This window comes from Arthrobacter sp. CJL-S3, assembly GCF_056711635.1.
This window is the reverse complement of the sequence record NZ_CM160046.1, coordinates 3435641-3460275: the sequence shown is the minus strand read 5'-3', so window position 1 is coordinate 3460275 and position 24635 is coordinate 3435641. Positions and strand designations below refer to the sequence as shown.

Annotated in this window: 20 protein-coding genes and 2 pseudogenes; 12 read left to right on the top strand and 10 right to left on the bottom strand. The window is 68.2% G+C overall.

Annotated features, from left to right (window positions below; translation table 11 throughout):
- Nucleotides 1–10: 10 nt before the first annotated feature.
- Nucleotides 11–427, top strand: coding sequence for a hypothetical protein (locus AC06G6_RS15820; RefSeq protein WP_479828834.1), 417 nt, complete (start codon nucleotides 11–13; stop codon nucleotides 425–427).
- Between the two features lie 283 nt (nucleotides 428–710).
- Here the strand turns inward: AC06G6_RS15820 and AC06G6_RS15815 are convergent.
- The 3 genes and pseudogenes from AC06G6_RS15815 to AC06G6_RS15805 form a co-directional block, all read right to left on the bottom strand.
- Nucleotides 711–905: pseudogene (locus tag AC06G6_RS15815) on the bottom strand (DNA/RNA non-specific endonuclease); the annotation flags it as partial.
- 46 nt (nucleotides 906–951) lie between these two features.
- On the bottom strand, nucleotides 952–1515 hold the full coding sequence (locus AC06G6_RS15810) for a hypothetical protein (RefSeq protein ID WP_479823558.1): 564 nt from the start codon (nucleotides 1513–1515) through the stop codon (nucleotides 952–954).
- Nucleotides 1512–2792, bottom strand: coding sequence for a serine/threonine-protein kinase (locus tag AC06G6_RS15805; protein WP_479823556.1), 1281 nt, complete (start codon nucleotides 2790–2792; stop codon nucleotides 1512–1514). Before AC06G6_RS15805 ends, AC06G6_RS15810 begins: the two co-directional genes overlap by 4 nt.
- Before the next feature lie 265 nt (nucleotides 2793–3057).
- On the opposite strand from AC06G6_RS15805, the gene AC06G6_RS15800 reads away from it, so the two are divergent.
- The 4 genes from AC06G6_RS15800 (at nucleotide 3058) to menD (ending at nucleotide 11111) form a co-directional block, all read left to right on the top strand.
- On the top strand, nucleotides 3058–5139 hold the full coding sequence (locus tag AC06G6_RS15800; protein ID WP_479823554.1) for a PhoX family protein: 2082 nt from the start codon (nucleotides 3058–3060) through the stop codon (nucleotides 5137–5139).
- Nucleotides 5140–5379: 240 nt separating this feature from the next.
- The gene (locus AC06G6_RS15795; RefSeq protein WP_479828714.1) at nucleotides 5380–7134 is read left to right on the top strand and encodes a multicopper oxidase family protein; all 1755 of its coding nucleotides are present in this window, start codon (nucleotides 5380–5382) and stop codon (nucleotides 7132–7134) included.
- Between the two features lie 120 nt (nucleotides 7135–7254).
- Nucleotides 7255–9150, top strand: coding sequence for an arginine--tRNA ligase (argS, locus tag AC06G6_RS15790; RefSeq protein ID WP_479823552.1), 1896 nt, complete (start codon nucleotides 7255–7257; stop codon nucleotides 9148–9150).
- Entirely contained in the window at nucleotides 9147–11111 is a 1965-nt protein-coding gene (gene menD, locus AC06G6_RS15785; protein ID WP_479823550.1) for a 2-succinyl-5-enolpyruvyl-6-hydroxy-3-cyclohexene-1-carboxylic-acid synthase, read from the top strand. Before argS ends, menD begins: the two co-directional genes overlap by 4 nt.
- Nucleotides 11112–11228: 117 nt before the next feature.
- On the opposite strand, the gene map is transcribed toward menD, so the two are convergent.
- Nucleotides 11229–11993 carry a type I methionyl aminopeptidase gene (gene map, locus AC06G6_RS15780; RefSeq protein WP_479823548.1) on the bottom strand — a complete coding sequence of 255 codons (765 nt, stop codon included), beginning with the start codon at nucleotides 11991–11993 and terminating at the stop codon, nucleotides 11229–11231.
- Nucleotides 11994–12060: 67 nt separating this feature from the next.
- Between map and AC06G6_RS15775 the strand changes: the two genes are divergently transcribed.
- Together AC06G6_RS15775 and AC06G6_RS15770 are read left to right on the top strand one after the other, a co-directional pair.
- On the top strand, nucleotides 12061–12360 hold the full coding sequence (locus AC06G6_RS15775) for a helix-turn-helix domain-containing protein (protein WP_479823546.1): 300 nt from the start codon (nucleotides 12061–12063) through the stop codon (nucleotides 12358–12360).
- Between the two features lie 283 nt (nucleotides 12361–12643).
- Nucleotides 12644–13609 (top strand): type IV toxin-antitoxin system AbiEi family antitoxin domain-containing protein, encoded by a 966-nt coding sequence (locus AC06G6_RS15770; protein WP_479823544.1) that lies wholly within the window; start codon nucleotides 12644–12646, stop codon nucleotides 13607–13609.
- A gap of 35 nt (nucleotides 13610–13644) precedes the next feature.
- On the opposite strand, the gene AC06G6_RS15765 is transcribed toward AC06G6_RS15770, so the two are convergent.
- From AC06G6_RS15765 to AC06G6_RS15750, 4 genes are all read right to left on the bottom strand, one after another.
- Nucleotides 13645–14448 carry an amino acid ABC transporter ATP-binding protein gene (locus AC06G6_RS15765; protein ID WP_479823542.1) on the bottom strand — a complete coding sequence of 268 codons (804 nt, stop codon included), beginning with the start codon at nucleotides 14446–14448 and terminating at the stop codon, nucleotides 13645–13647.
- A gap of 11 nt (nucleotides 14449–14459) precedes the next feature.
- On the bottom strand, nucleotides 14460–15251 hold the full coding sequence (locus AC06G6_RS15760) for an amino acid ABC transporter permease (RefSeq protein ID WP_307460939.1): 792 nt from the start codon (nucleotides 15249–15251) through the stop codon (nucleotides 14460–14462).
- 94 nt (nucleotides 15252–15345) lie between these two features.
- Nucleotides 15346–16149 (bottom strand): ABC transporter substrate-binding protein, encoded by an 804-nt coding sequence (locus tag AC06G6_RS15755; protein WP_479823540.1) that lies wholly within the window; start codon nucleotides 16147–16149, stop codon nucleotides 15346–15348.
- Nucleotides 16150–16312: 163 nt separating this feature from the next.
- Nucleotides 16313–17851: an isochorismate synthase gene (locus AC06G6_RS15750; protein ID WP_479823538.1), complete on the bottom strand. Its 1539-nt coding sequence runs from the start codon at nucleotides 17849–17851 to the stop codon at nucleotides 16313–16315.
- A 174-nt stretch (nucleotides 17852–18025) separates the two neighbouring features.
- Here AC06G6_RS15750 and AC06G6_RS15745 point away from each other — a divergent pair, with 174 nt between their 5' ends.
- From AC06G6_RS15745 to AC06G6_RS15730, 4 genes and pseudogenes are all read left to right on the top strand, one after another.
- Nucleotides 18026–18814: a demethylmenaquinone methyltransferase gene (locus AC06G6_RS15745; protein WP_479823536.1), complete on the top strand. Its 789-nt coding sequence runs from the start codon at nucleotides 18026–18028 to the stop codon at nucleotides 18812–18814.
- 12 nt (nucleotides 18815–18826) lie between these two features.
- Nucleotides 18827–20104 (top strand): annotated as a pseudogene (locus AC06G6_RS15740) (geranylgeranyl reductase family protein); the annotation flags it as partial.
- 158 nt (nucleotides 20105–20262) lie between these two features.
- Entirely contained in the window at nucleotides 20263–21363 is a 1101-nt protein-coding gene (locus AC06G6_RS15735) for a polyprenyl synthetase family protein (protein ID WP_307460927.1), read from the top strand.
- 367 nt (nucleotides 21364–21730) lie between these two features.
- Entirely contained in the window at nucleotides 21731–22552 is an 822-nt protein-coding gene (locus AC06G6_RS15730; RefSeq protein ID WP_479823534.1) for an endonuclease domain-containing protein, read from the top strand.
- A 106-nt stretch (nucleotides 22553–22658) separates the two neighbouring features.
- On the opposite strand, the gene AC06G6_RS15725 is transcribed toward AC06G6_RS15730, so the two are convergent.
- Nucleotides 22659–23087 (bottom strand): hypothetical protein, encoded by a 429-nt coding sequence (locus AC06G6_RS15725; RefSeq protein ID WP_479823532.1) that lies wholly within the window; start codon nucleotides 23085–23087, stop codon nucleotides 22659–22661.
- Nucleotides 23088–23101: 14 nt separating this feature from the next.
- Nucleotides 23102–23773, bottom strand: a complete 672-nt coding sequence (locus AC06G6_RS15720) for a trimeric intracellular cation channel family protein (RefSeq protein ID WP_479823530.1) — start codon at nucleotides 23771–23773, stop codon at nucleotides 23102–23104.
- 62 nt (nucleotides 23774–23835) lie between these two features.
- Between AC06G6_RS15720 and AC06G6_RS15715 the strand changes: the two genes are divergently transcribed.
- Complete coding sequence (locus AC06G6_RS15715) at nucleotides 23836–24570, top strand: sirohydrochlorin chelatase (protein WP_479823528.1); 735 nt, start codon at nucleotides 23836–23838, stop codon at nucleotides 24568–24570.
- Nucleotides 24571–24635: the final 65 nt, after the last annotated feature.

Genomic DNA, 24635 nt, shown 5'->3' with positions numbered 1-24635 from the left:
AGGATTTTCCATGTCCGAGAACCCAGAATCTGCAGCCCAACAGCACGATAACAGCACCCCGAAACCCCCCGTTGAAAGGGAGGTCGGCCAATATTCCGGCGGGGATTATGGCGAAGGCGGAACGGTTAGCCAGGACCAGGCCGGGCCGGAAGCCGGAGGTTACGCCGGAGGGGATTACGGCGAAGGCGGAACAGTTGGGGAGGACCAGTCCGGGCCGGAATCCGGAGGATACGCCGAAGGGGTCTATGGCGAAGGCGGGACAGTGGGGGACCAGGCCGGGCCGGCAACCGGTGGATATGCCGAAGGGGACTATGGCGAAGGCGAAACGGGGCGCCCCGGTGGCAGTGGAGACGGTGCGCTGGACGCTGAGGTTGCAGTTCCTGGCCCCGCTGACGACGATACGGAAGGCACGGGCCGGAAAGCCTGACTCCTTTACAGCCGATCCCGCGCGCTGGTAAGGAAAACGCAGCACGCCTTTGAAAGTCCAGGGCGAGGTCCGCAGGTGAGTGGAGGCGCCGCCAGGCGGAGGCCAGGCGGGTTGTTGGCCGTTCTTTTGCGATGGGCATGATACCCGGTTGCTGCCAACGTGGCGTTGTGGAGGAAAACGGCGATTTTGAAGAACCGTAACGGGATCCCCACACCCCGGTACACGGATCATCGTAGGTGAAGACGAGGTCGGTGAAGACGAGAAGCCGTCGGCGGTTGTCGGCTGCGTTGTCCCGCAGGTAGGACTCCAAACCCAGCCAGAGCTTCAGGCCCTGGTTGGACTTTGCGGCCTGCGGTGCCGCGTTTGTGTAGTGGAAGGTGTTTTCGTTGGCCTGGGCGTTTTGCGCGGGTATTGCCCCAGACCACTGAGGCCCGCCGCACGAGGTGTCCCCGGTCGATGTCAGGTCAAAGGAGTACAAGGCACCGCGGGATGACTGGACGGGGCGCTGGTGACCCTTGTCCCGGTCAGCTGCCCTTGTTTTTGCCCCTGCCCTCGTTGCCTCTGCCCTCGTTGGCAATGCTCTCGTTGCCTTTCCTCTGTGCCGGTTCTGGCGGTGGCGCCGGTATGGGGGCTGCAACTACCGGTGCCGTGTATCCCTGGGCAGCTCTCGCCGCCGCTTCCGCATCGGTCGTGGCCTTCTCCGCTTCTGCCGCGGCAGCAGCGGCTGCTGCTTCCTCAGCCGCTTTCGCTGCTGCGGCAGCGTCAATGACGGCAGTGAGGTCGGCCCTGACGGCGGTGATGCTGGTCATGATGCTCCGGCGCCGCTCCTCGGAAACCCGACCGCTGCCGGCCGCTGTTGTCACGTCTGCTTCCAGGCTGTCAAGGGTTCTGAGCGCGGCCGAATGATCGTTCGCGGCCGCGGCCTGGCTCACGCCGAGCACGAGTTCCTGAAGCTGCCGGGCCGTGTCGCGCGGCAGAGTGGTATCGGCCGGGCCGCAGCCGGCGAGCGAGGCCGCCAGCACCAGGGCGGCGGCAAAGCCAACTCCCCGTGAGCCGGTGCACCGGCCCGTGGGCTGAAAGCGCGTCATGGTTCCACACTCTTCTGAAGTTGCTGGAGGTTGTCACCCAGGGTGCCGGTGACCGTCGGGTATGGCACAACGATGGGTGTGGACGGTGGCGCCATGCTCGCCGTGAGCGCCACCGCCCCGCCCCCCAGCGCAAGAAGGGTCAGGACTGCGACCACGGGGAGCCGTCCCTTGTAACCTGCACGGGAGGATCGCGCCGCGCGGCGCGTTCCCGGGCGGTTGCTGCTCTGATCGTTAGCGGGGAGCGGCGAGGCCCGGGCGGCGTTGGGGGCGGTATCCGTGCCGCTGCGATCCTGAGCGTGGGTGTCCTCCTTGGCTGGGCCGGGGGAGGGGCTGGGGGCTGCGGACTTTGTCGTGGTGGAGGGGGCCCTGACGGGCCTGAGCGGGAGAACGGGCGTGGGTCCCAGTGGAAGTTCGCCAGGAGTGGATGCCGGCGAGACCAGTGCCTGCCGCAGCGCTGTCTCAACATCGGCGGCGCTCGGGCGTTCCAGCGGTTCGATGGCCGTCATCGACCGGATCAGGTCCGCCCACTCCGCCGGGAGATCCTCGGGAATGTTCGGTGCGCGGTACAGCCTGGCCACGGCGGATTCCACAGCGCTGCCGGGGTACTCCATTGTCTGCTTGATGCCTTCGAGCAGGACCAGGCCCAGCGAATACACGTCCGTGGCCGGGCTGAGTGGAGAGCCCATGGCTTGTTCAGGGCTCAGGTACGCTGCGGTTCCCACCATCGCCCCGGTGGCTGTCAGGCGTGTTGAGTCGGCGATCCGGGCAATCCCGAAGTCTGTGACCTTGGCCCTGAGCGGCTCCCCGGGGCGCGTCTGCACTAAGAGGATGTTGCCCGGCTTGATGTCCCGGTGGATGATGCCCAGGTTGTGGACATAGGCCAGCGCGTCGGCGCTTCCGGCTCCGATGACAGCGAGCTCGTCCAAGGGAACAACGCTGTGCCTGATGCGGCTGCGCAGATCCTGTCCGCCGACCAGTTCCATCGTCAGGAAAGGGCGGGGTTCGTCCGGGATGCGGGTGTCGATGCCGGCGTCGAACAGCGTCACGAGGTTGGGATGGTTCAGCGTCGCCAACAGCTGAACCTCAGCTTCCTGGCGTTTGAGCTCGTCCGCGTCGGGCGCCTGAGGTGCGAAGAGCTTCAACGCGACGTCCCGGCCCAGATTCTCGTCCCTTGCACGGTAGACGGACGACATACCCCCGCGGCCGATCACCTCGCCAAGCCGGTAACGTGCACCGACCAGTTCAATTCTGATGGAGCCCGGCGATTCCGCCACCATATCCGTTCCTCCCGGTGCACTGTGGCACTGTTACCTCAAATCATAAGGCAACTTACTACCTGTCCGCTCCTGCGATCCCGGTAGCCGGCCGCTTTGGGGTCGAGACTCTACTGGCCCTGCGCCTTCCGCGCTCCAGGACTTCCAGGCGCCGGGAATGCCTCAAGATTGCGGGAGTTCACCGGAACTTCATGTGAGAGTCGGCTCCGCGTAGTCCGCGGCTGGAACGGTGGGGAGGCACCCCAATCCACCCGTGGAAGGTCTCTCCATGTCTGTATCCTCAGGACGCAAGTTCTCCCTGCTCCCCATGCTCGGCCACACCAAAGGCAAGCGCAGCGCCGTCACCTGCGCGCTGAAATGCGATAACGCCTGCAGCGGCGACGTCTGCAACACCAGCTCCAACAGCTACTTCCGCGACATCGCCTCCGCGACCATGTCCCGCCGCTCCGCCCTGGGCTTCGGCGCCGCCGGTGCCCTCGCCGTCGCGTTCGGCGGTGCCCTGGCCTCGCCCGAGGCCGCAGCGGCCGGCGGCCCCGGCCTGTCCCCGGCCGCCAAGAACGGCTACGGCGCGTCCAAGCTCAAGTTCACCGCCATCGCCCCGGTGGATGCCGCCGTCGACGCCGTCACGGTGCCGGAAGGCTTCACCTGGCAGCCCGTGATCCGCTGGGGTGACCCGATCTTCAACGACGCCCCGGACTTCGACCTCGGCAACCAGACCGCGGCGGCGCAGGCACGGCAGTTCGGCTACAACAACGACTACACGGACATCCTCGAGATCCCCGGCAGCAAGGGCCGCCGCGCGGTGCTCTTCGCCAACCACGAATACACCAACGAGACCATCATGTTCCCGGCCTCGATGCCCGCCGCCGACGTCCGGAAGGTCGGCGCCGCCGCGCACGGGCTCACCGTCGTCGAGCTGGAGCGGAAGAACAAGAACCAGCCGTGGTCCTACGTCAAGGGCGCCGGCCTGAACCGCCGCTACCTGAACGACACCGCGTACGAGCTCACCGGGCCGGTGGCCGGCTCCGCCCTGGTCCGCACGAGGGACGACGAGACCGGCCGCACCATCCTAGGCACGCTCGGCAACTGCGCTGGCGGCACCACCCCCTGGGGCACCATCCTCTCCGGCGAGGAGAACTTCAACGGGTACTTCGTCGCGCCCGGCCTCTCCGCCGAGGACAAGCGCTACGGGCTCACCAACAAGCCCACGGCGCGCCAGTGGGAACTCGACGACCCGCGCTTCGACACCCGCACGCCGGGCTACGAGAACGAAGCCAACCGCTTCGGCTGGATCGTGGAGGTCGATCCCTTCGACCCGACGTCGACCCCGAAGAAGCACTCGTCCCTGGGCCGTTTCAAGCACGAGGGCGCCAACGTGATCGTGGCCGATTCCGGCCACGTGGTGGCGTACTCGGGCGACGACGAGCGCTTCGACTACCTCTACAAGTTCGTCTCGAAAGACAAGTACGTCGAGGGGGACCGGAAGCACAACATGACCCTGCTCTCCGCGGGCGACCTCTACGTGGCCCGCTTCACCGGCAGCTCCCCGGCCTTCGAGATCACCGGCACGGGCACGGTCCCGTCCGACGGCGGCTTCGACGGCACCGGCGAATGGCTGCCGCTCGTCGTCGGCGGCGTCTCGCAGGTGCCCGGGATGTCCGTCGAGGAGGTGCTGGTCTACACGCGCGTGGCCGCGGACAAGGTGGGCCCGACCAAGATGGACCGCTGCGAGGACGTCGAGCCGAGCCTGCACACCGGCAAGGTCTATGTCGCCTGCACCAACAACTCGGACCGCGGCAAGATCGGCAAGGAAGGCGCCACCGAGGTCAACCCCCGCAACGCCAACCGCGACGGCCACATCGTGGAAATCACCGAGACCGGTGACCAGACCTCCACGGCGTTCACCTGGAACCTGCTGATGGTCTGCGGCGATCCGGCGTCCGGGGACGTGACCTATTTCTCCGGCTTTCCGGCGGACCAGGTCTCGCCCATCTCCTGCCCGGACAACCTCGCGTTCGACTCGGTCGGGAACCTTTGGATCTCCACCGACGGCGCACCCTCCGGCATCGGCAAGGCCGACGGGCTGTTCAAGGTCACGCTCGACGGCGCCGAGCGCGGCCGGGTGGAGCAGTTCCTCGCCGTCCCGCGCGACGGCGAAACCTGCGGACCGATCATCCGCGACGAGGAACGCACCGTGTTCGTCTCCGTGCAGCACCCGGGCGAGGACGGCACCTTCGACGCGCAGCTGTCCTTCTTCCCGGACTACGTCCCGGCAGGCACGACGCCGGCCCGGGGCCAGGCCCGCGCCCCGCGCCCCTCGGTGGTCCAGGTCTTCCGCACCGACGCCTGACCCCTTCCTCTCTAAAGCAACGCGGGGTCAGATCCGGCCCATGCCGGGGACCTTGATGGGCGCTGTCTGACCCCGCGTTGCTTCTGGGGCACGAGGGGAGTACTGACCGCAGGTGGTTCCGAAGACGGACCAAGTGTGGGTCTGTCCAAACCCGCGTGGACGCCACTCCTGCGGTGACACGGTCCTGTCCGTATCCTTCGACTCATCGGGGTATGCGGACGAGGTGGGTGAGTGTCTGACATGGAAATCACACGACGAACTCTGTTTGAGGCCGGCGCTGCGGCAGGCGCAGGATTGCTACTCGCGCCGGTCATCACATCAACAGCCTCTGCGGCCGTTCCGACGGGGGTTACTCCCTTCACCGAGCAACTGCCGACGCTGGCGCAACTGGGCGTCATCGATGCAACGGACGGTGGCAGCGCAACCATCGAGATGGTCAATTCAACTCATAAATTCCACAGTGCGATGACCGCGACGCCGACGTTTGCCTACCGCGGCGGTACCGTTTCGCAGGACTACCTCGGCCCCGTCATCGTGGCGAAACAGGGTGTCCCGTTCGACCTGACCATGGTGAATCGTCTCGGCGCGCACCCGCTGGCTTCCGCTATCGACTACGACATCGCCGGCACCGTCGCCGCCGACGCCACCGGCCCACGGGCCTCCGTCCACCTGCATGGCGGGAACACCAGCCCGGGCGACGACGGCGACCCCACCGACACCTTCGCGACCGGCGCATCGAAGACCTACCACTACGGGAACACGCAGGAGGCTGCCGGTCTCTGGTATCACGATCATGCCTTGGGCATCACGCGGCTCAACGTGTTCGCGGGACTGGCCGGCGGCTATCTAGTCCGCAACAGCGATGACCCCGGCGACGGCTCCACCGGCCTGCCGCCTGCCCCCTTCGAGGTGCCGCTGGTCATCCAGGACCGTATGTTCAACCCCGACGGGACCTTCCTCTACCCGCCCAACGCCAATCCCGGGACAGCTGGACGGCCCTGGGCGCCCGAGTTCTTTGGCGATGTGGCAACGGTCAACGGCAAGGCCTGGCCAAATCTCAACGTCGCCCAGGGCAAGTACCGGTTCCGGGTCTACAACGGGTCGAATGCCCGTTTCTACAATCTCAAGCTCAAGTCCGCGGGTCAGACCATCGGATTCTTTCAGATCGGCTCGGACGGCGGCCTGCTCAACGCTCCCGTTCCCCTCACGACCCTGTTGCTCGGCCCCGGCGAACGGGCCGACGTCGTGATCGACTTCGCCGGGCTGGCGTCAGGCGCCAAGGTGGTTCTCACTAACAATGCCCGTGTGCCGTTCCCTGACGGTGCGCGCGCAGTCAGGCGCGGCGGTTCGCCCCTTCCCCAGATCATGCAGTTCTCGGTGACCAGTGCATCCGGGTGGACAGCGCCGCTGCCGGCAACCCTGCGCGCAGTGCCGATCGCGCCGCTGGCCACCGCGGCCCGGCCGGTTGCCGCCGTCCGGACCATGACGATGGTGGAAAACCTCAACACTTTGGGCTCTCCGCTGATGGCGTTGCTGAACAACAGGAGCTTTGAGGCCTCGGGGGCGACCACAACCGTCGGCGCGGCCACCCTCGAACGGTGGGACCTGGTCAACACCACCGTCGACGCCCACCCGATCCACTTGCACTTCACCCAGTTCCAGGTGCTCAACAGGCAGAAGTTCGACTCTGCGGGCTACCTGGCCGCCAATTACGGGCCGCAGCCGTTGGCGCCCGACGGCGGCTCCTTCCCGCCACCGGCCGTGGCCGCGTTCCTGAGAGGCGGCCCGCAGGCACCGCCCGCCAACGAACGGGGGTGGAAGGACACCGTCGTAGCCATGCCGGGGGAGGTCACCCGGATCGTTGTACCGTTCGGCGCGAACGCGGCCGGCTCCGTGACCGCGTTCCAGACCTCTTTCACCGGTCCGTACGTGTGGCACTGCCACATCCTCGAGCACGAGGACAACGACATGATGCAGCGCTACGTCATCGAGTAGACACGCCAGCCCCCGGGACGCTCCCGCGTCTGGTGATTGGGGGACACGGGCGGGGGAGCGCCGGGGCTTCCGGGGTGCGGGGGAACTGATAATTTGAACAGTGTGAATAATCCGGCCGAAATGGTTGTCCCCAGAGTCCAGGCAGCAATTGCCAGCGCGTTCGGCGAAGAGTACCGCGAGACCGATCCCGTGGTCCGGCCCTCGCAGTTCGCGGACATCCAGATCAACGCCGCCATGGCACTGGCCAAGAAGGTCGGCATGGCCCCGCGGGACGCCGCCGCCCGGATCGTCGAGGCCCTGGACCTGGACGGGATCTGCACCGCCGTCGAGATCTCCGGACCCGGCTTCATTAACCTCACCTTCGACGGGACCTGGATCGAGGAGCTGCTCAATGCCGCGTCTCCCGGCGCCCCGGCCGTGCCGGCGGCGGAAGCCCAGCGCGTCGTCGTCGACTACTCCTCCCCGAACGTCGCGAAGGAAATGCACGTCGGGCACCTGCGCACCACGGTGGTGGGCGACAGCCTCGTGAAGGTGTTCGAGGCGCTGGGCGACACCGTGATCCGGCAGAACCACATCGGCGACTGGGGCACCCCGTTCGGCATGCTGATCGAGCACTGGCTGGAGATCGGCGAGGACTCCCCGGAGGCGGCGCTGCTGGTCGATGACCCCAGCGCGTTCTACCAGGCGGCCCGCGCCAAGTTCGACGCCTCCGCCACCGACGAGGACGGCTTCGCCACCCGCGCGCGGCAACGCGTCGTCGCGCTGCAGGGCGGCGACGCGGAGACCTTCGCCGTCTGGCAGCGGCTCGTGGCCCAGTCCAAACGCTACTTCAACGCCATCTACGCGATGCTGGGCATCAGCCTCACCGACGACCACATCGCCGGCGAAAGCTCCTACGACGCCCATCTCGCACAGCTGTGCCAGGAACTCGAGGAACGCGGCATCGCCCGGATCAGCGACGGCGCCCTGTGCACATTCCCGGCCGGCTTCACCGGCCGCGACGGCGAGCCCATGCCGCTGATCATCCGCAAGTCCGACGGCGGCTACGGCTACGGCACCACCGACCTCGCCACCATCCGCTACCGGGTCCGCGAACTGGAGGCCAACCGCGTCCTCTACGTCGTGGGCGCGCCGCAGAACATGCACCTGCGCATGGTGATGGCTACGGCCCGCGACGCCGGGTGGCTGCCGGACACGGTGGAGGCCGTGCACGTGCAGATCGGCAACGTGCTGGGGGAGGACGGGAAGATCCTGAAGTCCCGCTCCGGCGCCCCGGTCAAGCTGATGGCCCTGCTGGAGGAGGCCGTGGACCGCGCCCGCGCCGTCATCGACGCCAGCCGGCCCGAGCTCACCGAGGCGGAGCGCGCCGTGACCGCCCGGCAGGTGGGCATCGGCGCTGTCAAGTACGCCGACCTCTCCGTGGGGCACGACACCGAGTACGTCTTCGACTTCGACCGGATGCTGGCCCTCAGCGGCAACACCGGGCCCTACGTGCAGTACGCCGCCGCCCGGATCCGCTCGATCCTGCGCAAGGCCGGCGTGCTGGAGCGGTACACCGCCGTTCAGGCTGCCGGGACCGACGGCGGCACGCCAGGGTCAACCGCCGGGACCAGGATCGACGGCGGCACGCCGGGCACAACCGCCGAGACCAGGATCGACGGCGGCCAGCCGGGGACGCTGATCGCCGCCGGGACCGAAACTGCCGGGACCGACAGCGACGGCGGCATTCCCGCGACGCCGATCGCCGTCGTCGAACCCGCCGAACGCGCCCTGGCCCTGCACCTACTCGAGTACGGCGCGACCCTGCACAAGGTGCGCGAGGCGCTGGAGCCGCACCGGCTGTGCACGTACCTGTTCGAACTCGCGCAGCTCTTCACGGCCTTCTACGACCAGTGCCCGGTGCTGAAGTCCGAGGATTCGGTCCGGGAGTCGCGGCTCGCCCTGTGCGCCCTGGTGCTGCGCCGGCTGTCCGAGGGCCTGGATCTGCTCGGCATCGAGACGCCGGAGAACATGTGAGCTCGGAGGAGCTGGGCGCGGAGGAGCTGAGCGCGCTGGATGCCGCGCGGATCGCCGTCGCGGCCCTGCTGCTCGAGGGGGTCCGCTACGTGGTGGTCGCGCCGGGCTCGCGCTCCGCGCCGATGGCCTACGCCCTGGCCGAGGCCGACGCCGCCGGCCGGGTCGAACTACTGGTCCGGATCGACGAGCGCGACGCCGGTTTCACCGCCCTGGGCTTGGCTCTGGCCACCGGTGCGCCCGCGGCGGTGCTGACTACCTCCGGGACCGCCGTCGGCAATCTGCTGCCGGCTGTGATGGAGGCCAACCACGCCGCCGTCCCGCTCGTGGTGATCTCGGCCGACCGCCCCGAGGAACTCCGCGGGACCGGCGCCAACCAGACCACGGCGCAGCTGGACCTGTTCGGGGAGCATGTCCGTTTCGCCGCCGATGTGCCCGCCGGCAGCGACCCGCGGCGCGCCGTCGAGACCGCGCTTAGCGCCGCGACCGGGGCGTTCGAGGACACCCCGCCCGGGCCTGTGCAGCTCAACTTGGCCTTCCGCGACCCGCTCGTTCCCGCGCCCGGGGACCGGCTGCCGCCCGAGTCCGGCCGCCGCGTGTACCGAGCGCCGCGCGGCCCGCTGGCCCTCGATTTCCCGCCCGCCTCGCCCGGGCTGCCGGAGCGGCGCACCGTGGTGCTGGCCGGGCACGACGCCGGCCCGGTCGCCGAGGCCTTCGCCCGAGCCCACGGCCTGCCGCTGCTGGCCGAGCCGTCCTCCAACGCCCGGTTCGGGCCCAACGCGGTGGGACCCTACCGGATTGTCCTGGATGCGTTCGGCCCGGAGTCCGCGCAGCCGATCGAGCGCGTGGTGCTCTTCGGCCGGCCCACGCTTTCCCGGCCGGTGAGCGCGCTGCTGGCCCGCGCCGACGTCCCCTCCGCGCTCTACCAGCCGGTGCCGGTGGCCTGGTACGAGCCCGGCCGCCGAACCGAACTCCCGCTGAACAACCTGGGCGACCTGGCCGACTTCGCCGGCCGCGGCTCCGCGGCGTGGCTCGATGCCTGGCTCCTGGCCGGCGCCGCCGCGCAGCACGCGGTGGACGTGGTGCTGGCAGGGAGTGCTGGGCCTGCTTCGGGCGGACCCGCTTCGCCCGCCGCGACGGGGCCTGGCTCGGGGGCCGGACCCGCTTCGGCCGGGCCCGCTTCGTCCGGGCCCGCCGCGACCGGGACTGGCGCGGCCGGACCTGAGGTGACCGGTTCTGCCGGGCCCGGGGCTGGGACCGGGGCCGGCGCAACCGGTCCTGCGGCAGCCGGGCCTGGCGCGGCTGGTCCTGCCGCCGCGGCAATGCCTTCCGCCACAGGGCCGGCCGCGACCGGACCCGCTGTCGGCGCCCTGGTCTGGGAACACACACGCGGGCAGCTCGTGCTCGGCTCCTCCAACGGCATCCGCGACGTCGATCTCGCCGGAACGCCCGCTTCTGAGCCGGCCGCCGTCGTCTTCGCCAACCGCGGTCTCTCCGGCATTGACGGGACACTCGCTACGGCCACCGGGATCGCGCTGGCCGGCCGGCAGGAAACCACGGTGCTGCTGGGCGACATTACCTTCCTGCACGACGCCGGCGGGCTGCTGCTCGGTGCCGGCGAGACGGAGCCCGACCTGCGGATCGTGGTCCTCAACGATGCCGGCGGGGCCATCTTCGGGCTGCTGGAGCACGGCCTGGTCGAGGCCGCGGGCCGCTACGGCACCGCCGTCGAACGCCTCTTCGGCACCCCGCACAGCGTGGACCTGGGGGCACTCGCGGCGGCGTACGGCGTCGCGCACCGCTGGGTCAGCACCACGGCGGAGCTCGCAGCGGCGCTGGCGGAACCGTGGAAGGGCCGCAGCATCATCGAGGTCCACACGGACAGGCGCGGCCTGCGCGAGCTGCACGTCCGCATCCGGGCCGCCGTGACCGCCGCCGTGGCCGGAGTCCTCGCCGCGCAGTAGCCCTGCCGCGCGATTCCGCGGCGGTTTCGGACGAGGGCGGCGCGGATCCGAGGCGCGTCTGTCCGAAAACGCCGCGGATGCGCTGCTTGCGTTTGGTTGGCGTTTGGTGCGCGAAGGTCAGATCGTGAGGATTACAGGTCCGTCGTCCGTGATGGCTACGGTGTGCTCGCTGTGGGCCGTGCGGGTTCCTGTCGCACTTCGGAGTGTCCATCCGTCCGGGTCGGTGACGAGGTCGGCGGTGTCCGCCATGACCCAGGGCTCGATTGCGAGCAGCAGGCCGGTGCGGAGCCGGTATCCCCGGCCCGGACGGCCCGTGTTGGGGATGTGGGGATCCTGATGCATCGTAGACCCCACGCCGTGCCCTCCGAACTCGGTGTTGATGAGGTAGCCGGCGGCTGCAAGGACGGCCCCGATTGCATGGGAGATGTCCCCTATCCGTGCTCCTGGGTTGGCAACCGCAATTCCGGCTTCCAGTGCCCGCTGAGTCGTCTCGATCAACATGGAGTCCGAGGGGCTGGACGGTACTCCGACGACGAAGCTGACGGCGGCATCGGTGACGATCCCGTCGAGGGACGCAGCCAGGTCAAGGGTGAGGAGATCGCCATTCTGGAGGGCATAATCGTGAGGCATTCCGTGCAGCACGGCGTCGTTGACCGATGTGCAGATGAAGTGGCCAAAGGGTCCGCGGCCGAACGAGGGCGCGTAATCGAGATAACAAGACTGGGCACCTGCCGCAGCAATCATCTCACCGGCCCACTGGTCGATCTCCAGAAGGTTTGTGCCGACCCTAACCCGCTCCTGCAAGCTCTGCAGCACTGTGGCGATGAACCTTCCGCTTACCTTCGCTCGCTGTAGTTCAGAAGAGCTGAATATTTCGATCACCAGATGTCCCTCTCACGCTTCCCAATAAATATACCGGTAAGACTATACCGGTACTATAGTTGGAGGCATGGTCAGACTCCCACTCACTCCTGCCGCGGTCGAACGCGGACAACGTTTGGGCGCACTTCTGCGCCAAGCGAGGACAGATCGCTCCATGTTCGAGGTGGCGGTGGCCGCAGACATCTCGCCAGAAACGCTGCGGAAGATCGAAACAGGCCGTGTGGCCACTCCCGCGTTCTCCACGATCGCGGCGATCGCGGCCGTGCTCGGGCTCTCACTCGACGATGTTTGGTCCGCCATCAACCCGCCTGCGCAAGGGTCAAGCGAACACGTATCGGACCAGCGGCCCGACCGTCTGGCGTCCTGAGTACTAGCCTGATCCTCGAACTGGGCGCACTCCGCGGCTGGCCACCGGCTCTGACCGCGCATCTAACGCCTCCTGACGACCTGTAAGCCCCGCCGCGCCCGCCGCGCAGTAGCCCCTCCCACGTTTCCGCGGCGGTTTCGGACGACGGCGGTGCGGATCCTCGGCGCGGCTGTCCGAAAGCGACGCGAGAACGCCGCTGGCCGCCGCCAGCCGCCGCCGGCGTTTTCCACATCCGGGCGCCGGGCTGTTGTTGGGGCTCCGAGGCGGGGGCCAGTATCGATGCATGGACCTGCCCGCCCTGATTCTCAGCAGCGACCTGGCACGCCTTGGCCGCGACTCGCGTGCGCTTGCCCGGCAAGCCAAGGCCGGGGAGCTCAGACGCCTGCGCCAGGGTGTGTATGTCCGGGCCGAGGCGTGGGATGCACTGCAGCCCTGGGAACGGTATCCGCTGCTGATCCATGCCGCGGCAGCCACCCTCCGGAGCCGGACCGTCTTCTGCTGGCAGTCGGCCGCCGCCATCTCGGACATCCCGGTGGTCGGAACGAGGCACCCTGTTCACGCGTGCACGTCCGACGCCGGCGGGGGACGCTCAAGGGCGGGCGTGCGGCGGCATTTCGCTGATCCCCAGTCCCTCCAGGTCGAGGAACGCCAGGGCCTGCTGGTCACGGCCCGGGCCCGGACGGTGCTGGACCTGGCCGCCTTCGCATCCTTTGAACAGGCCGTGGCAGCCGTCGACCATGTCCTGCGGCCCACACGCAATGGGCCGCCGGTGCTGAACCTTGCGCTGCTCGAAGCTGGCATCACCGGGATCTACACGGCCGCCGCAGCCCGGAGGATCCTCACCGCCCTGGAGTTCGGCGACCCGGCGTCGGGTTCTCCGGGGGAATCGGTGAGCCGGGCGATGATGCATCGGCTGGGATTCAAGGCGCCCGTACTCCAACACGAGATTAGGGATGCCCGGGGACTCGTCGGCTTCACCGACTTCGAGTGGCCGGAGGATGGTCTATCCGGCGAATTCGATGGCCTCGTGAAATACCGGGCAGCGGCCTATCTGAAGGGGCGGACGCCCTCGGATGTCGTGGTTGAGGAGAAGGCTCGTGAGGACCGGATCCGGGCCACCGGGCGCCGGGTGATCCGATGGACCTGGTGGGAGCTCGCCAGCCTGGAGAGGTTCGCGGCCTTCCTCGATGAGAAAGGCGTCCCGCGAATCCGCTACGGAAACGGACAGCCGCCACGTGGATCCACGTAGCGGCTGTCTGAAATCGGCGCGGAATCCGCGGGGACTTACTCCGTGATGTCGATGTGGGTCGGGTCGAGGACGCGGCGGAGGAATTCCTTGGTGCGGGCGTGGGCGGGGGAGCTGATGACCTTCTCGGCCACACCTTCCTCCACGACGACGCCGCCGTCCATGAAGACCACCCGGTCGGCGACCTCGCGGGCGAAGCCCATCTCGTGGGTCACCACCAGCATGGTCATTCCCTCCCGGGCCAGGTTCCGCATGACGGACAGAACGTCGCCCACGGTTTCCGGGTCCAGGGCCGACGTGGGCTCATCGAAGAGCATCAGTTCGGGGTCCATGCTCAGCGCACGGGCGATGGCCACCCGCTGCTGTTGCCCGCCGGAGAGCTCATCCGGGAAACGGTCCGCGAGGTGCCCCAGGCCGACGCGCTCCAGGTTCTTCAGGGCCGCCGCCGAGGCGTCTGCCTGGCTGCGCTTGAGCACCTTGGTCTGCGCGATCGTGCAGTTCTGCAGCGCGCTGAGGTGCGGGAAGAGGTTGAACTGCTGGAAGACCATGCCCACCTTGCGGCGCATCTTGTCGATGTCCACATCCGGGTCGGTGGATTCGAAGCCGCCCACGTGGATGGTGCCCTGGTTCGGCTGTTCGAGCAGGTTCACGCAGCGCAGCAGGGTCGATTTGCCCGAGCCCGAGGGGCCGATCAGGCAGACGACCTCGCCGGGGGCAACCTCGAGGTCGATCCCCTTCAGCACCTCGTTGGCGCCGTAGGACTTCCGCAGGTCCTTGATGGAGACCCCGGCGGCGTGGACGGCTCCGCTGGGGGAGGGGGCGTTCTGTACGACGTCGTTCATGACTGTCCTGCCTATCGCTTCGTCCGCGCGGAGCGGCTTTCGAACTTCCGGGCCAAGAGGCTCAGCGGGATGGTGATCACCAGGTAGAGGGCGCCGGCGATCAGGAGCGGGGTCAGACCCGCGCCGAGGCTGGAGATGCCGTCGCGGCCGAACTTCGTGAGCTCGTACTGCGAGGCGGTCAGGCCCAGCACGTAGATCAGCGAGGAGTCCTTGGTCAGCAGGATGACCTCGTTGGTCAGCGGCGGCAGGACGATCCGGAAGGCCTGCGGGATGACGATGGAGATCATCGCCCGCCACTGCGGCATGCCGAGTGAACGGGCCGCCTCCATCTGGCCCTTCGGCACGGCCTGCAGGCCGGCGCGCAGGGTTTCGGCGATGTAGGCCGCGGCCACCATGCCGAGCGAGACCATGGCCACCACGGTCACGTTCCAGGAAACGCCGAAGGCCAGCGGCACGCCGTAGCCGAACGCGATGAACACCAGCAGGGCCGGGACACCGCGGAAGAACTCGATGTAGCCGGTGGCGATCCAGCGGTACAGCGGGAACGAGGAGAGCTTCATCAGCGCCAGCAGCAGGCCGCCGGACAGGCCCACGATGAAGCCCAGGGCGGTGTAGATCAGGGTGTTCTTCAGGCCCACAAGGATGATGTCCGGGAACATCGGGCCGACCTTGGCGAAGTTGAAGACGCTGTTGCTGATGGTCTCCCAGTCCGTGGCCAAGATCAGGGCGATCACGGCCACCACAAAGATTCCGGCCTGGACGTACAGGCTGACTTTGGCTCGTTGACGTGCGGTCATTGCCATGGTGTTCTCACATTCGTTTCGCGCAGTTGAGGCCCCGTACGGACTGTTGTACAGCGGTACGGGGCCTCGTCTGTGTCGGTCTCAGGCCGGGGTGCTACTTGGAGGGTTCGCCGAACCAGGTGGTCTCGAACTTCGCCAAGGTGCCGTCGTCAGTCAGTCGCTTGAGCGTGCCGTTGACCTGGGTGGCCATCGCGGTGTTGCCCTTCTTGATGGCAATGCCCAGCTTTTCACCGGTGGCGTAGTTCTCCACGCGCTTGAAATTGGAGTCATCCTTGATGGCGTAGCCGAGGACGGACTGGTTGCCCAGGGCTGCGTCGATAGTGCCGGCCTTGAGTGCCTGGACCAGGAGTCCGGTGTCCTCAAACTGCTGCGCGTCGAGGCCCTGATCCTTCGCGTACTGGGCGCCGGTGGTGGCCTGCTGGACGCCGACCTTCTTGCCCTTGGCGCCGTCGAGGTTCGTGATGCCTGAAGAGCCAGAGGCCACGAGGGTCAGGTCGTCGTCGAGGTACGGGTCGGAGAAGTCCATGACCGACTTGCGGGTGTCCGTGATGGAGATGGAGGAGATGGAGACGTCGCACTGGGTCAGCGCAGTACCGGTCTCGATGGCCTCAAAGGAGCTGTCGACGACGCTGAGTTCGGCCTTCATGTCCTTGGCCACCTCGGCCGCGATGTCCATGTCGAAGCCGACGATCTTGCCGTCCTTCTGGAATTCGAACGGCTCGTAGGGCACATCCGAGCAGACGGTGAGCTTGCCGGCGTTGATGAGCTGGATGCCGCCTTCGGAGGTGGCTGCGGGGGTCGAGCCGCCGCCGCAGGCCGTGAGCGTGAGGGCGCCGGCGGCCAGGAGTGCGGCTGCCTTGGCGGCCACCTTTGCCGAGGCGAGGGACTTGAGCTGCATGGTTTTTTACCTCTTGTTGCAGGAGCAGACGTGACTTAGTCGGCTTATAGTGTATCGCCGAATACGAGATGTGCATCACAGGAAACTTAGTTTCACCATTGGATAACTATTGATGACACTAGTGCAAGCCCCCGCGGGGCGGCGGTGTCTCCTATTCCGGACTCTAGCTGTTGATGCCGAGGGACTCCAGCATCGGCCGGAACTTCGCCCAGGTTTCAGCGAGTTCGGCTTCCGGCACGGAGCCCTCGACGACGCCGCAGCCGGCGTAGAGCCGCACGGTCTCGGGGGACTCAATGACGGCGCCGCGCAGCGCGATGCCCCATTCCCCGTTCCCGGCCGCGTCGAGCCAGCCGACCGGTCCGGCGTACGGCCCGCGGTCCAGGTGCTCCAGCTTGCGGATCAGTGCGCCCGCGACTTGCGTGGGTGTGCCGCAGACCGCGGCCGTGGGATGCAGGGCGTTGATCAGCGCGAGGCAGGTGGGCACATGGCCTTCGATCTCGGCGAGCTCCGCTTTTACATCCGAAGCGAGGTGCCAGACGTTGGGCAGTTCCAGGATGAAGGGTTCGCTGTGCGCGTTCATCGCCTCCGAGAACGGTGCCAGCTGCGTGGTCAGGGACTGGATGGCGATGTCGTGTTCGTGCCGCTGCTTTTCGGATCCGGCCAGCACCCGCTCGGCGAACTCCAGCGGCGAGCCGTCCATGCCGTCGGCGTCACGGCGGTCCAAGGTGCCGGCCAGGACGCGGGCCTGCGCGGTGCGGCCCTCCACCTGGATCAGCATCTCCGGGGTCGCGCCCACCAGCCCGTCCACGCCGTAGGTCCAGCATTCGCGGTAGCGGACGGCGAGCTGGCGGAGGATTTCGGCGGCGTTCACCCCGGACGGGACGGTGGCGACAATGTCGCGGGCGAGCACCAGCTTCTCCAGCGCCCCGGTGCGGATCTCCGCCACGCCCGCGGCCACGGCCGCCATCCAGTCTTCTTCGCTGAGCGATCCGGTGTGCAGCGTCGCTCCGGCGGCCAGCGGCATGGGGCGCACGACGGCGCCGCCCGCCGGCGCGGCGGAGGTCCCGGGGGTGCCGTCCCCGGCTGTGCCGATTGCGGCGGTGCCGTCCATAACGGAGCCGGTTCCCGGCGTCGGGCCCGTCACCAGGGTGGCGTCAACCAGGGTGCCGTCCGCAGGGGTGCCGTCAACAAGACTGCTTTGCGCCAAGTTGGCGTGAACAAGGGTGCCGTCCGCAATGCTGGCAGCATCAGCCCTGCCGCTGGCACCGGCACCGCCGCTGAGCCAGCGGTCCAGGGCGGCGCGGGCGCCCGCTTCGGTGAGGTCGCCGTCGTCGAACGTCATCTGCGTGAGCCAGGCCTTGCCGTCACGAAGCCCGACGACGATTTCCGGCACGATCAGCCGCGATTCGTGTGCGGAGGCTTTGGAGAAGGCGAACGAGCCGAAGGCGACGGGGCCGGTGCCGGGCCAGTCGACGGGGTCATCGATCTCGGCCTCAATGACCAGGTGGCGCCACCAGATGTCCGCTTCGAGGAAACGCTCGGGTCCCGTGGCGGTGAACCGGGCCACCTCGCCGAAGCCGACCAGGCCGGCTTCGCGGCGGGTCCAGCAGAGGAGGTCGTCCCGGACCAGAAACGACGGCAGCCCCCCGGGGAATGATTCTGCATCGAGGGGGACTGTCAAGGTTCGGAACGCGCTCGTCATAGTGAGACCACACTACTCCCGACGCGCCGGAGGCCCGGCGCAGGCTCGGCGCAGGCCCGGCCGCAGGCACAACGGAGGCCCGGCCGCAGGCACAACACGGCGCCACGGGCGCCGGGTTCAGCCCCAGTTCAGGCGTGGTTAGGGTGTGTGCTGATCATTTGAGACACTGTAAGGGTGAACCGAGCATCCTTGGATAAGCGTCCGGACGAAGTAGCCACGATGTTTGACGACGTCGCCCCCAAATACGACGTCGTCAACGATGTCCTGTCGATGGGGCAGACGCGCCGTTGGCGCAAGGTTGTGGTCGAAGCCATGGACGTGAAGCCCGGCCAGCGGGTGCTCGATCTCGCCGCCGGCACCGGCACCTCCAGCGAACCGTATGCCGACGCCGGCATAGATGTGATCGCCTGCGACTTCTCCCTCGGCATGCTCAAGGTCGGCAAGCGCCGCCGCCCCGACATCGACTTCATCGCCGGGGACGCCACGCGCCTGCCCTTCGCGGACAACACCTTCGATGCCAGCACCATCTCCTTCGGCCTGCGCAACGTCAACGAGCCGAAGAAGGCCCTGGCCGAGATGCTCCGGGTCACCAAGCCCGGCGGCAAGCTGGTCATCGCCGAGTTCTCCCAGCCCGTGGTGCCGCTGTGGCGGACCATGTATACGGAATACCTGATGCGCGCGCTGCCCGCGATCGCCGTCAAGGTCTCCTCCAACCCGGACGCCTACGTCTACCTCGCCGAGTCCATCCGCGCCTGGCCGGACCAGGACCACCTGGCGGCCTGGCTGCAGGAAGCCGGCTGGGACAAGGTGTCCTACCGCAACCTCAGCGGCGGCATCGTCGCCGTGCACCGCGGCATCAAGCCCGGCGCCGAGGCCGGCCCCTCCGCGGCCGCCGCGGCGCTGGCCGCCCACACCGGACCGGTGGCGAAGCTGCGCCGCAACATCGCCCGGCCCGCGCGTTAGTTCGTCGCCGCCGTGAAAGTACTGATCGTCGGAGCAGGTCCGGCCGGATCCACAGCCGCCTACTACTTGGCGCAGGCGGGCATCGACGTCACGGTGCTGGAGAAGACCAGCTTCCCGCGGGAAAAGGTCTGCGGCGACGGGCTCACCCCCCGCGCCGTCCGCGAGATCCAGAAGCTCGGCCTGCCGCACCCCGAGGCCGACGGCTGGCGCCGCAACAAGGGCCTGCGCCTGCTGGCCGGCGGCCGCAGCATCGAACTGCCCTGGCCCGAGGTCTCCGACTTCCCGCAGTACGGCCTGATCCGCACCCGCCTCGGCTTCGACGAGGAATTGGCCCGGCACGCCCAGTCCGCGGGCGCCGTCGTGCTGGAACGCCACAGCGTCACCGAGGCACTGCGCTCCGACGGCGGCCGCGTCACCGGCGTCCGCGCCGCCCTGCTCGATGAGTCCGGCCGCAAGACCGGGGAGACCCGCGACTTCAGCGCCGACGTCGTGCTCGCCGCGGACGGGAACTCCACCCGCACCGCTGTGTCGCTGGGCATCCGGAAGCGCGACGACCGGCCGCTCGGCGTCGCCGTCCGCACCTACTTCACCTCGCCGCGGCACGACGACGACTGGATGGAAGGCTGGCTGGAGCTCCCCGGCCGCGACGGCAAGCTGCTGCCCGGCTACGGCTGGGTGTTCGGCGTCGGCGACGGCACCTCCAACGTGGGCCTCGGCATCCTGAACTCGTCCAAGGAATTCGGCAAGCTGGACTACAAGCAGGTCCTGCGCGAATGGACCGCCGGCATGCCCGCCGACTGGGGATTCACTCCGGAAAACCAGGTCGGCGAGATCCGCGGCGCCGCGCTGCCAATGGGCTTCAACCGCACCCCGCACTACTCGCCCGGTCTGCTGCTGCTCGGCGACGCCGGCGGGATGGTCTCCCCGTTCAACGGCGAGGGCATCTCCTACGCCATGGAGTCGGCCCGGTTCGCGGCCGAGTTCATCATCGACGGCGCCGCCCGCTCGGCCTCCGCGGGCTGGGGACCGGCCGACGCCGATGCGCACCTGTCGCGGTACGCGGACTACGTGCGGGACCAGTGGGGTTCGCACTTCACCCTGGGCCGGGCTTTCGCGGCCCTGATCGGCAAGCCGGCCGTAATGAAACTGGCCCTCCGGACGGGCATGCCCATCCCTGTGCTGATGCGTTTTGTGGTGCGGCTGCTGGCCAACCTGACCGATCCCGCGGCCAAGGGCTTCGAGGACCGAGTCATCCGGGTGCTGGAATCGCTGGTCCCGGCGACGTCCAACCAGGGCCTGTCCCGGGCGGACGCTGCCAGTGCAGGCGCTGCCAGTGCGGGCCCGGCGCAGGCCGGCCCGGCCTCCGGCGACGCCCCTGCGCACGGCGACACCCCGACCCACACCGGCGCCAACTCCGCGGTTTCCGCAACAAAAGTTAGGGTTAACCCGTGACCAACTCTGCAGACCAAAGCTGGACGCACGCCGGACACGGCCTGCCGAGCTCCGAGCCCAGCCTCAACACCACAGCGATAGCCACCGGATTGCAGCTGCCGGCCGGCTTTGCCGCGATCGCGGGGGACCCCGAACTGGGACCGGCGATCACCACAAACCTGGCCCGCGTGGAGAAGAAGCTGCGCGAAGCCATTGCCAACTCCGATCCGCTGGCTGACGCGACGTCGCGCCACCTCGTGGAAGCCGGCGGCAAGCGCATCCGTCCCTTGCTGACTTTGCTCTGCGCGCACCTGGGCGACGCCTCCCGGCCCGCGGTGGTGCAGGCCGCCGTCGTCGTCGAACTGACGCACCTGGCGACGCTCTACCACGACGACGTCATGGACTCCGCGCCGTTCCGCCGCGGCGCCCCCACGGCGCACGAGGTCTGGGGCAACTCCGTCGCGGTCCTCACCGGCGACCTGATTTTTGCCCGCGCCTCCATCCTGGTCTCCGAGCTCGGTTCCCGCGCGCTCGGCATCCAGGCCCGCACCTTTGAGCGGCTCTGCCTGGGCCAGTTGCACGAAACCGTCGGCCCGCGCCCGGACGAGGACCCGGTGGAGCACTACCTCTCGGTCATCGCGGACAAGACCGGCTCGCTCGTGGCGGCCTCCGGCCAGCTCGGCGCGATCTTCTCCGGCGCCGATGAGGCCTACGAGCCGATGCTGGTCGAGTACGGAGAAAAGGTGGGCGTGGCCTTCCAGCTCGCCGACGACGTCATCGACGTCACCGGCGTCAAGGTCAAGTCCGGCAAGTCCCCGGGCACCGACCTGCGTGAGGGTGTGCCGACGCTGCCCGTGCTGCTGCTGCGCAAGAAGGCCGAGAACGGCGACCAGTCCGCCGTCGAACTCCTGAAGCTCATCGACGGCGACCTTAGCTCCGACGAGGCCCTCGCCGCCGCGGTCGCCGGCCTGCGCGAGCACCCCGTGACGGCGGAATCCTGGGTGGTGGCCCGGGCCTGGGCCCAGGAAGCCATTGCCGCCCTCGCGCCGCTGCCCGAAGGTGTCGTGAAGGACTCGCTGACCAACTTCGCGCTGGCCGTGGTGGACCGCGCCAGCTGACCCTACGGGCTCCGGCTTAAACGGAATGGCCCCGGTTCCTGCAACGTTTCGAGTCATACGTTGCGTCGAACCGGGGCCATTTCTCCGTTCGCATCAGATCCACCGGAGGCATTTGGTGAACCCATGAACGAGCATATGACAGAAGTGTCACGCTGTCTAGGGTTTCTGTAAATCCAGTGTCACAGGACTGTCTGGGGACGCCTGACGGACTTTCCCCATGTTTCAACGTTTCCATCGCCAGACCCCGGGCCTTTCGCTTCGGCACGCCGTTGGGGTGTCTGAGAGGTGGGGAAATTCGGCGGAGAGTTTGTCCACATAGTCCAACTGCCGGTTCTACGACGTGGTCACCGCCCGGTCTGCTGGAGGCATGGACCTCACCGAGTATCTGAGATACGCCGGCTCGGTGGCCCGGACGGCGACGCTGTTGCAGGCCGGATTCACCGAGCGAACCATCAGGAACACCCTGGCTTCCGGGCAGGCAGTGCGGTTGCGGCACGGAGTAGTGGCGCTGCACGGTGCGCAGCCGGACCTCGTTGCCGCCGTCCTGGCCAACGGTCTGCTGTGCTGCGCCTCGGCGGCCCCGCACCACGGGCTCTGGAGACTTTTTGCCCCGGCGCGGCTGCACCTCCTGTGCCGGCATGGCTCGGCTGCCGGCGTCGTGGTTCATCGTGGCAGTGTGGTGCCGCCGGAGTTTCCCCGCCCGGTGGCCGGGCTGACCGACTCGTTGTTGCATGCCGTGAGATGCCTGCCAGCTGTGGAAGCCGCGGTCATGGTGGAAAGCGCCTTGGTTCAGGGCCGCACCACGCTCGGCTACCTCGGGCAACGCCTTCCGGGAAATCGAAACGGAGGCGCACGCAGAGTCCTGGAGCTAGTCGACGGAACCGCGGACTCTGCGATAGAAGTCGTGGCCAGGCTGCTGTTCCGGAGTGAAGGGATCTACACGCAGACGCAGGTGGACCTGCCAGGAATCGGTATCGTGGATTTTCTGCTGGAAGGCTTCCTCATCGTGGAGATCGATGGAAGCACGCACATGGAAGCCCGGCAGGTCAAGAAAGACCGGCTGAGGAACAATGCCAGCACACTCACCGGGTACGCCGTACTCCGTTACGGGTACCACGACGTTGTCTACAACCCGCAAAAGATCGTCCGGGAAGTGTGGCAGGTTCTGCGGGGCCGGGTGGTGCGCTGAGATTCCCCACCTTTGGCTTCACGGCGGTGGGGATCCCCGGCGGTTCGGGGCAACACGCGGACTGTGCCAGTCAAAGGTGGGGAGAATCCGACGGCCAGGCGGGGGCTTAGTCCTCGTCCTCGTCGTTGAAGGCCCACTCGAACATGTCGAAGACGAACTCGGAGAACGTGCCCTCTTCGCTCTTCCACTGGCCGCGGGCGTTGTTGCGGCGGTACACGATCGGGTCCGGGACGCTGAGGTCGCCGACCCGGAAACCCCAGGTGAACTGCTCTTCCTCGTCCTCGAGGAACATGAGGAAGCCTTCGTCATCAACTTCGAGCTCTTCGGGGTCCCAGAAGTAGTGGTACGCCTCCATGATGTCCTCGCAGCCGCCGACCGCGAGGTAGAACTCCCGCAGCACCATCGGCACCTGGAACTGGTGCTCGGCGAGAGCCTCGTCCAGCTCCTCGGCCTCGAGGCCATCCTCTTCCTGCCATTCGTCTTCGAGATACTTCGGAACAAGCGCGCGGAACTTCTCGAGGAACATGTCAGTCATGGTTCTTATCCTAGCTAATCCTTGGACCCGCCATCCGCCGCGTTCAGGCCGAGCCGGTGCCAGCCGCGGACCGCCAGCGGAACGTACCACTTCCGCCGCCAGGCCGTGACGCGGAAGGCGAAAACGACGGCGGCCACGGCAGCCGCGGTGAAGGCGTTGAATGTGCCGGTGACGGACAGGGCCACGGTCAGGACCGCCCCCGCAAACGCCGGGAGGGCGTAGATGTCCTTCGGGTCGAACAGCTGCGGCACCTCATTGGCGGTGATGTCGCGCAGCAGTCCTCCGCCCACCGCCGTCGTGACCCCCAGCAGCACCGCCGCGACCGGGTTCATCCCGGCGTCGAGCGCCTTGAGGGTTCCGGTGATGCAGAACAGGGCCAGGCCGCCGGCGTCGAACAGGATGAGCAGGGAGGTGTAGCGCTGGACACTGGAGAACAGGAAGTACACAAGCACCGCGGCCAGCACCGGCGGCGCCAGGTAGGCCGGGTTGGTGAAGGCCGCGGGCGGGCCGGCGTTGATGATGATGTCGCGGATGACGCCGCCGCCCAGGCTCACCACCGAGGCCAGCAGCACCGAGCCGACGATGTCGAACTGCTTCCGTGCCGCGAGCAGGGACCCGGAGACCGCGAAGAAGAAGACCCCGGCCAGGTCCAGCCAGAGCAGGACAACGCTGAAGGAAAAAGTCATGGAGGGTCCCGGTGGGATAGCAAGGGGGCGGATGGGGCGGGTCCAAGGTTACGCTAACGGCTATGAATAGCCCCATCCTGATCGCCTGCGCCCACGGCACCTCGAGCACCGAGGGTGCCGCCGAAGTCAACGCCCTCCGCGACGGGATCGCCGCGCTGCGGCCCGGACTCGACGTCCGCGAGGCCTACGTCGACGTCCAGAACCCCGAGCTGCCGGACGTCGTCGCGGGCCTGCCTGCGGGGGAGACCGCCGTCGTCGTCCCGCTGCTGCTGAGCGTCGGGTACCACGTGAAAGTGGACATCGCCCGGGCCGTCAAGAGCCGCCCGAACACCCGCGCCGCCGCCCCGCTCGGGCCCGATCCGCGGCTCGCGGCGCTGCTGGATCAGCGGCTCCGGGAGGCCGGCGTGACCGATAACGACGCCGTGATCCTCGCCGCTGCCGGGTCCTCGGACCCCACCGCCGCGCAGAATGTCGAGGTGCTCACGGAGCAGTTGCGCGCGCTGCGGTCCAACCGGATCGTGGCCGCGTACGGTGCGTCCGCGAAGCCGTCAGTGCCCGAGGCCGTGGCCATGCTCCGCGAGGAGGCCGCGGGCGGCGCCGGCGCGGGGGAGTCGGCCGGGGCCGTGGACCTGGGCGGACGTGTGGTCATCGCCGCCTACCTTCTGGCCCCGGGCTTCTTCCACGACCAGCTCCAGAAGGCCGGCGCGGACCTCGTCACGGCGGCGCTGCTGCCGTCGCCGGTGCTCGCCGAGATCGCACTGGAACGCTACGACGCCGCGCTCGCGGCCGGCGCCTGACCCGGGGCGGCCCGCCGCCGTCGCCCTCCGGCCCAAGCGCAACTGCGGCGCCTGACGCGGAGGCG

Bases quoted from the DNA above. Each gene is read 5' to 3' on its own strand.
- AC06G6_RS15795 (WP_479828714.1), top strand. From the start codon at position 5,380: ATGGAAATCACACGACGAACTCTGTTTGAGGCCGGCGCTGCGGCAGGC.
- AC06G6_RS15715 (WP_479823528.1), top strand. From the start codon at position 23,836: ATGAATAGCCCCATCCTGATCGCCTGCGCCCACGGCACCTCGAGCACC.
- AC06G6_RS15820 (WP_479828834.1), top strand. From the start codon at position 11: ATGTCCGAGAACCCAGAATCTGCAGCCCAACAGCACGATAACAGCACC.
- AC06G6_RS15805 (WP_479823556.1), bottom strand. From the start codon at position 2,792: ATGGTGGCGGAATCGCCGGGCTCCATCAGAATTGAACTGGTCGGTGCA.
- AC06G6_RS15725 (WP_479823532.1), bottom strand. From the start codon at position 23,087: ATGACTGACATGTTCCTCGAGAAGTTCCGCGCGCTTGTTCCGAAGTAT.
- AC06G6_RS15760 (WP_307460939.1), bottom strand. From the start codon at position 15,251: ATGGCAATGACCGCACGTCAACGAGCCAAAGTCAGCCTGTACGTCCAG.
- AC06G6_RS15800 (WP_479823554.1), top strand. From the start codon at position 3,058: ATGTCTGTATCCTCAGGACGCAAGTTCTCCCTGCTCCCCATGCTCGGC.
- AC06G6_RS15755 (WP_479823540.1), bottom strand. From the start codon at position 16,149: ATGCAGCTCAAGTCCCTCGCCTCGGCAAAGGTGGCCGCCAAGGCAGCC.
- argS (WP_479823552.1), top strand. From the start codon at position 7,255: ATGGTTGTCCCCAGAGTCCAGGCAGCAATTGCCAGCGCGTTCGGCGAA.
- AC06G6_RS15770 (WP_479823544.1), top strand. From the start codon at position 12,644: ATGGACCTGCCCGCCCTGATTCTCAGCAGCGACCTGGCACGCCTTGGC.
- AC06G6_RS15720 (WP_479823530.1), bottom strand. From the start codon at position 23,773: ATGACTTTTTCCTTCAGCGTTGTCCTGCTCTGGCTGGACCTGGCCGGG.
- AC06G6_RS15750 (WP_479823538.1), bottom strand. From the start codon at position 17,851: ATGACGAGCGCGTTCCGAACCTTGACAGTCCCCCTCGATGCAGAATCA.
- AC06G6_RS15810 (WP_479823558.1), bottom strand. From the start codon at position 1,515: ATGACGCGCTTTCAGCCCACGGGCCGGTGCACCGGCTCACGGGGAGTT.
- AC06G6_RS15775 (WP_479823546.1), top strand. From the start codon at position 12,061: ATGGTCAGACTCCCACTCACTCCTGCCGCGGTCGAACGCGGACAACGT.
- AC06G6_RS15765 (WP_479823542.1), bottom strand. From the start codon at position 14,448: ATGAACGACGTCGTACAGAACGCCCCCTCCCCCAGCGGAGCCGTCCAC.
- AC06G6_RS15730 (WP_479823534.1), top strand. From the start codon at position 21,731: ATGGACCTCACCGAGTATCTGAGATACGCCGGCTCGGTGGCCCGGACG.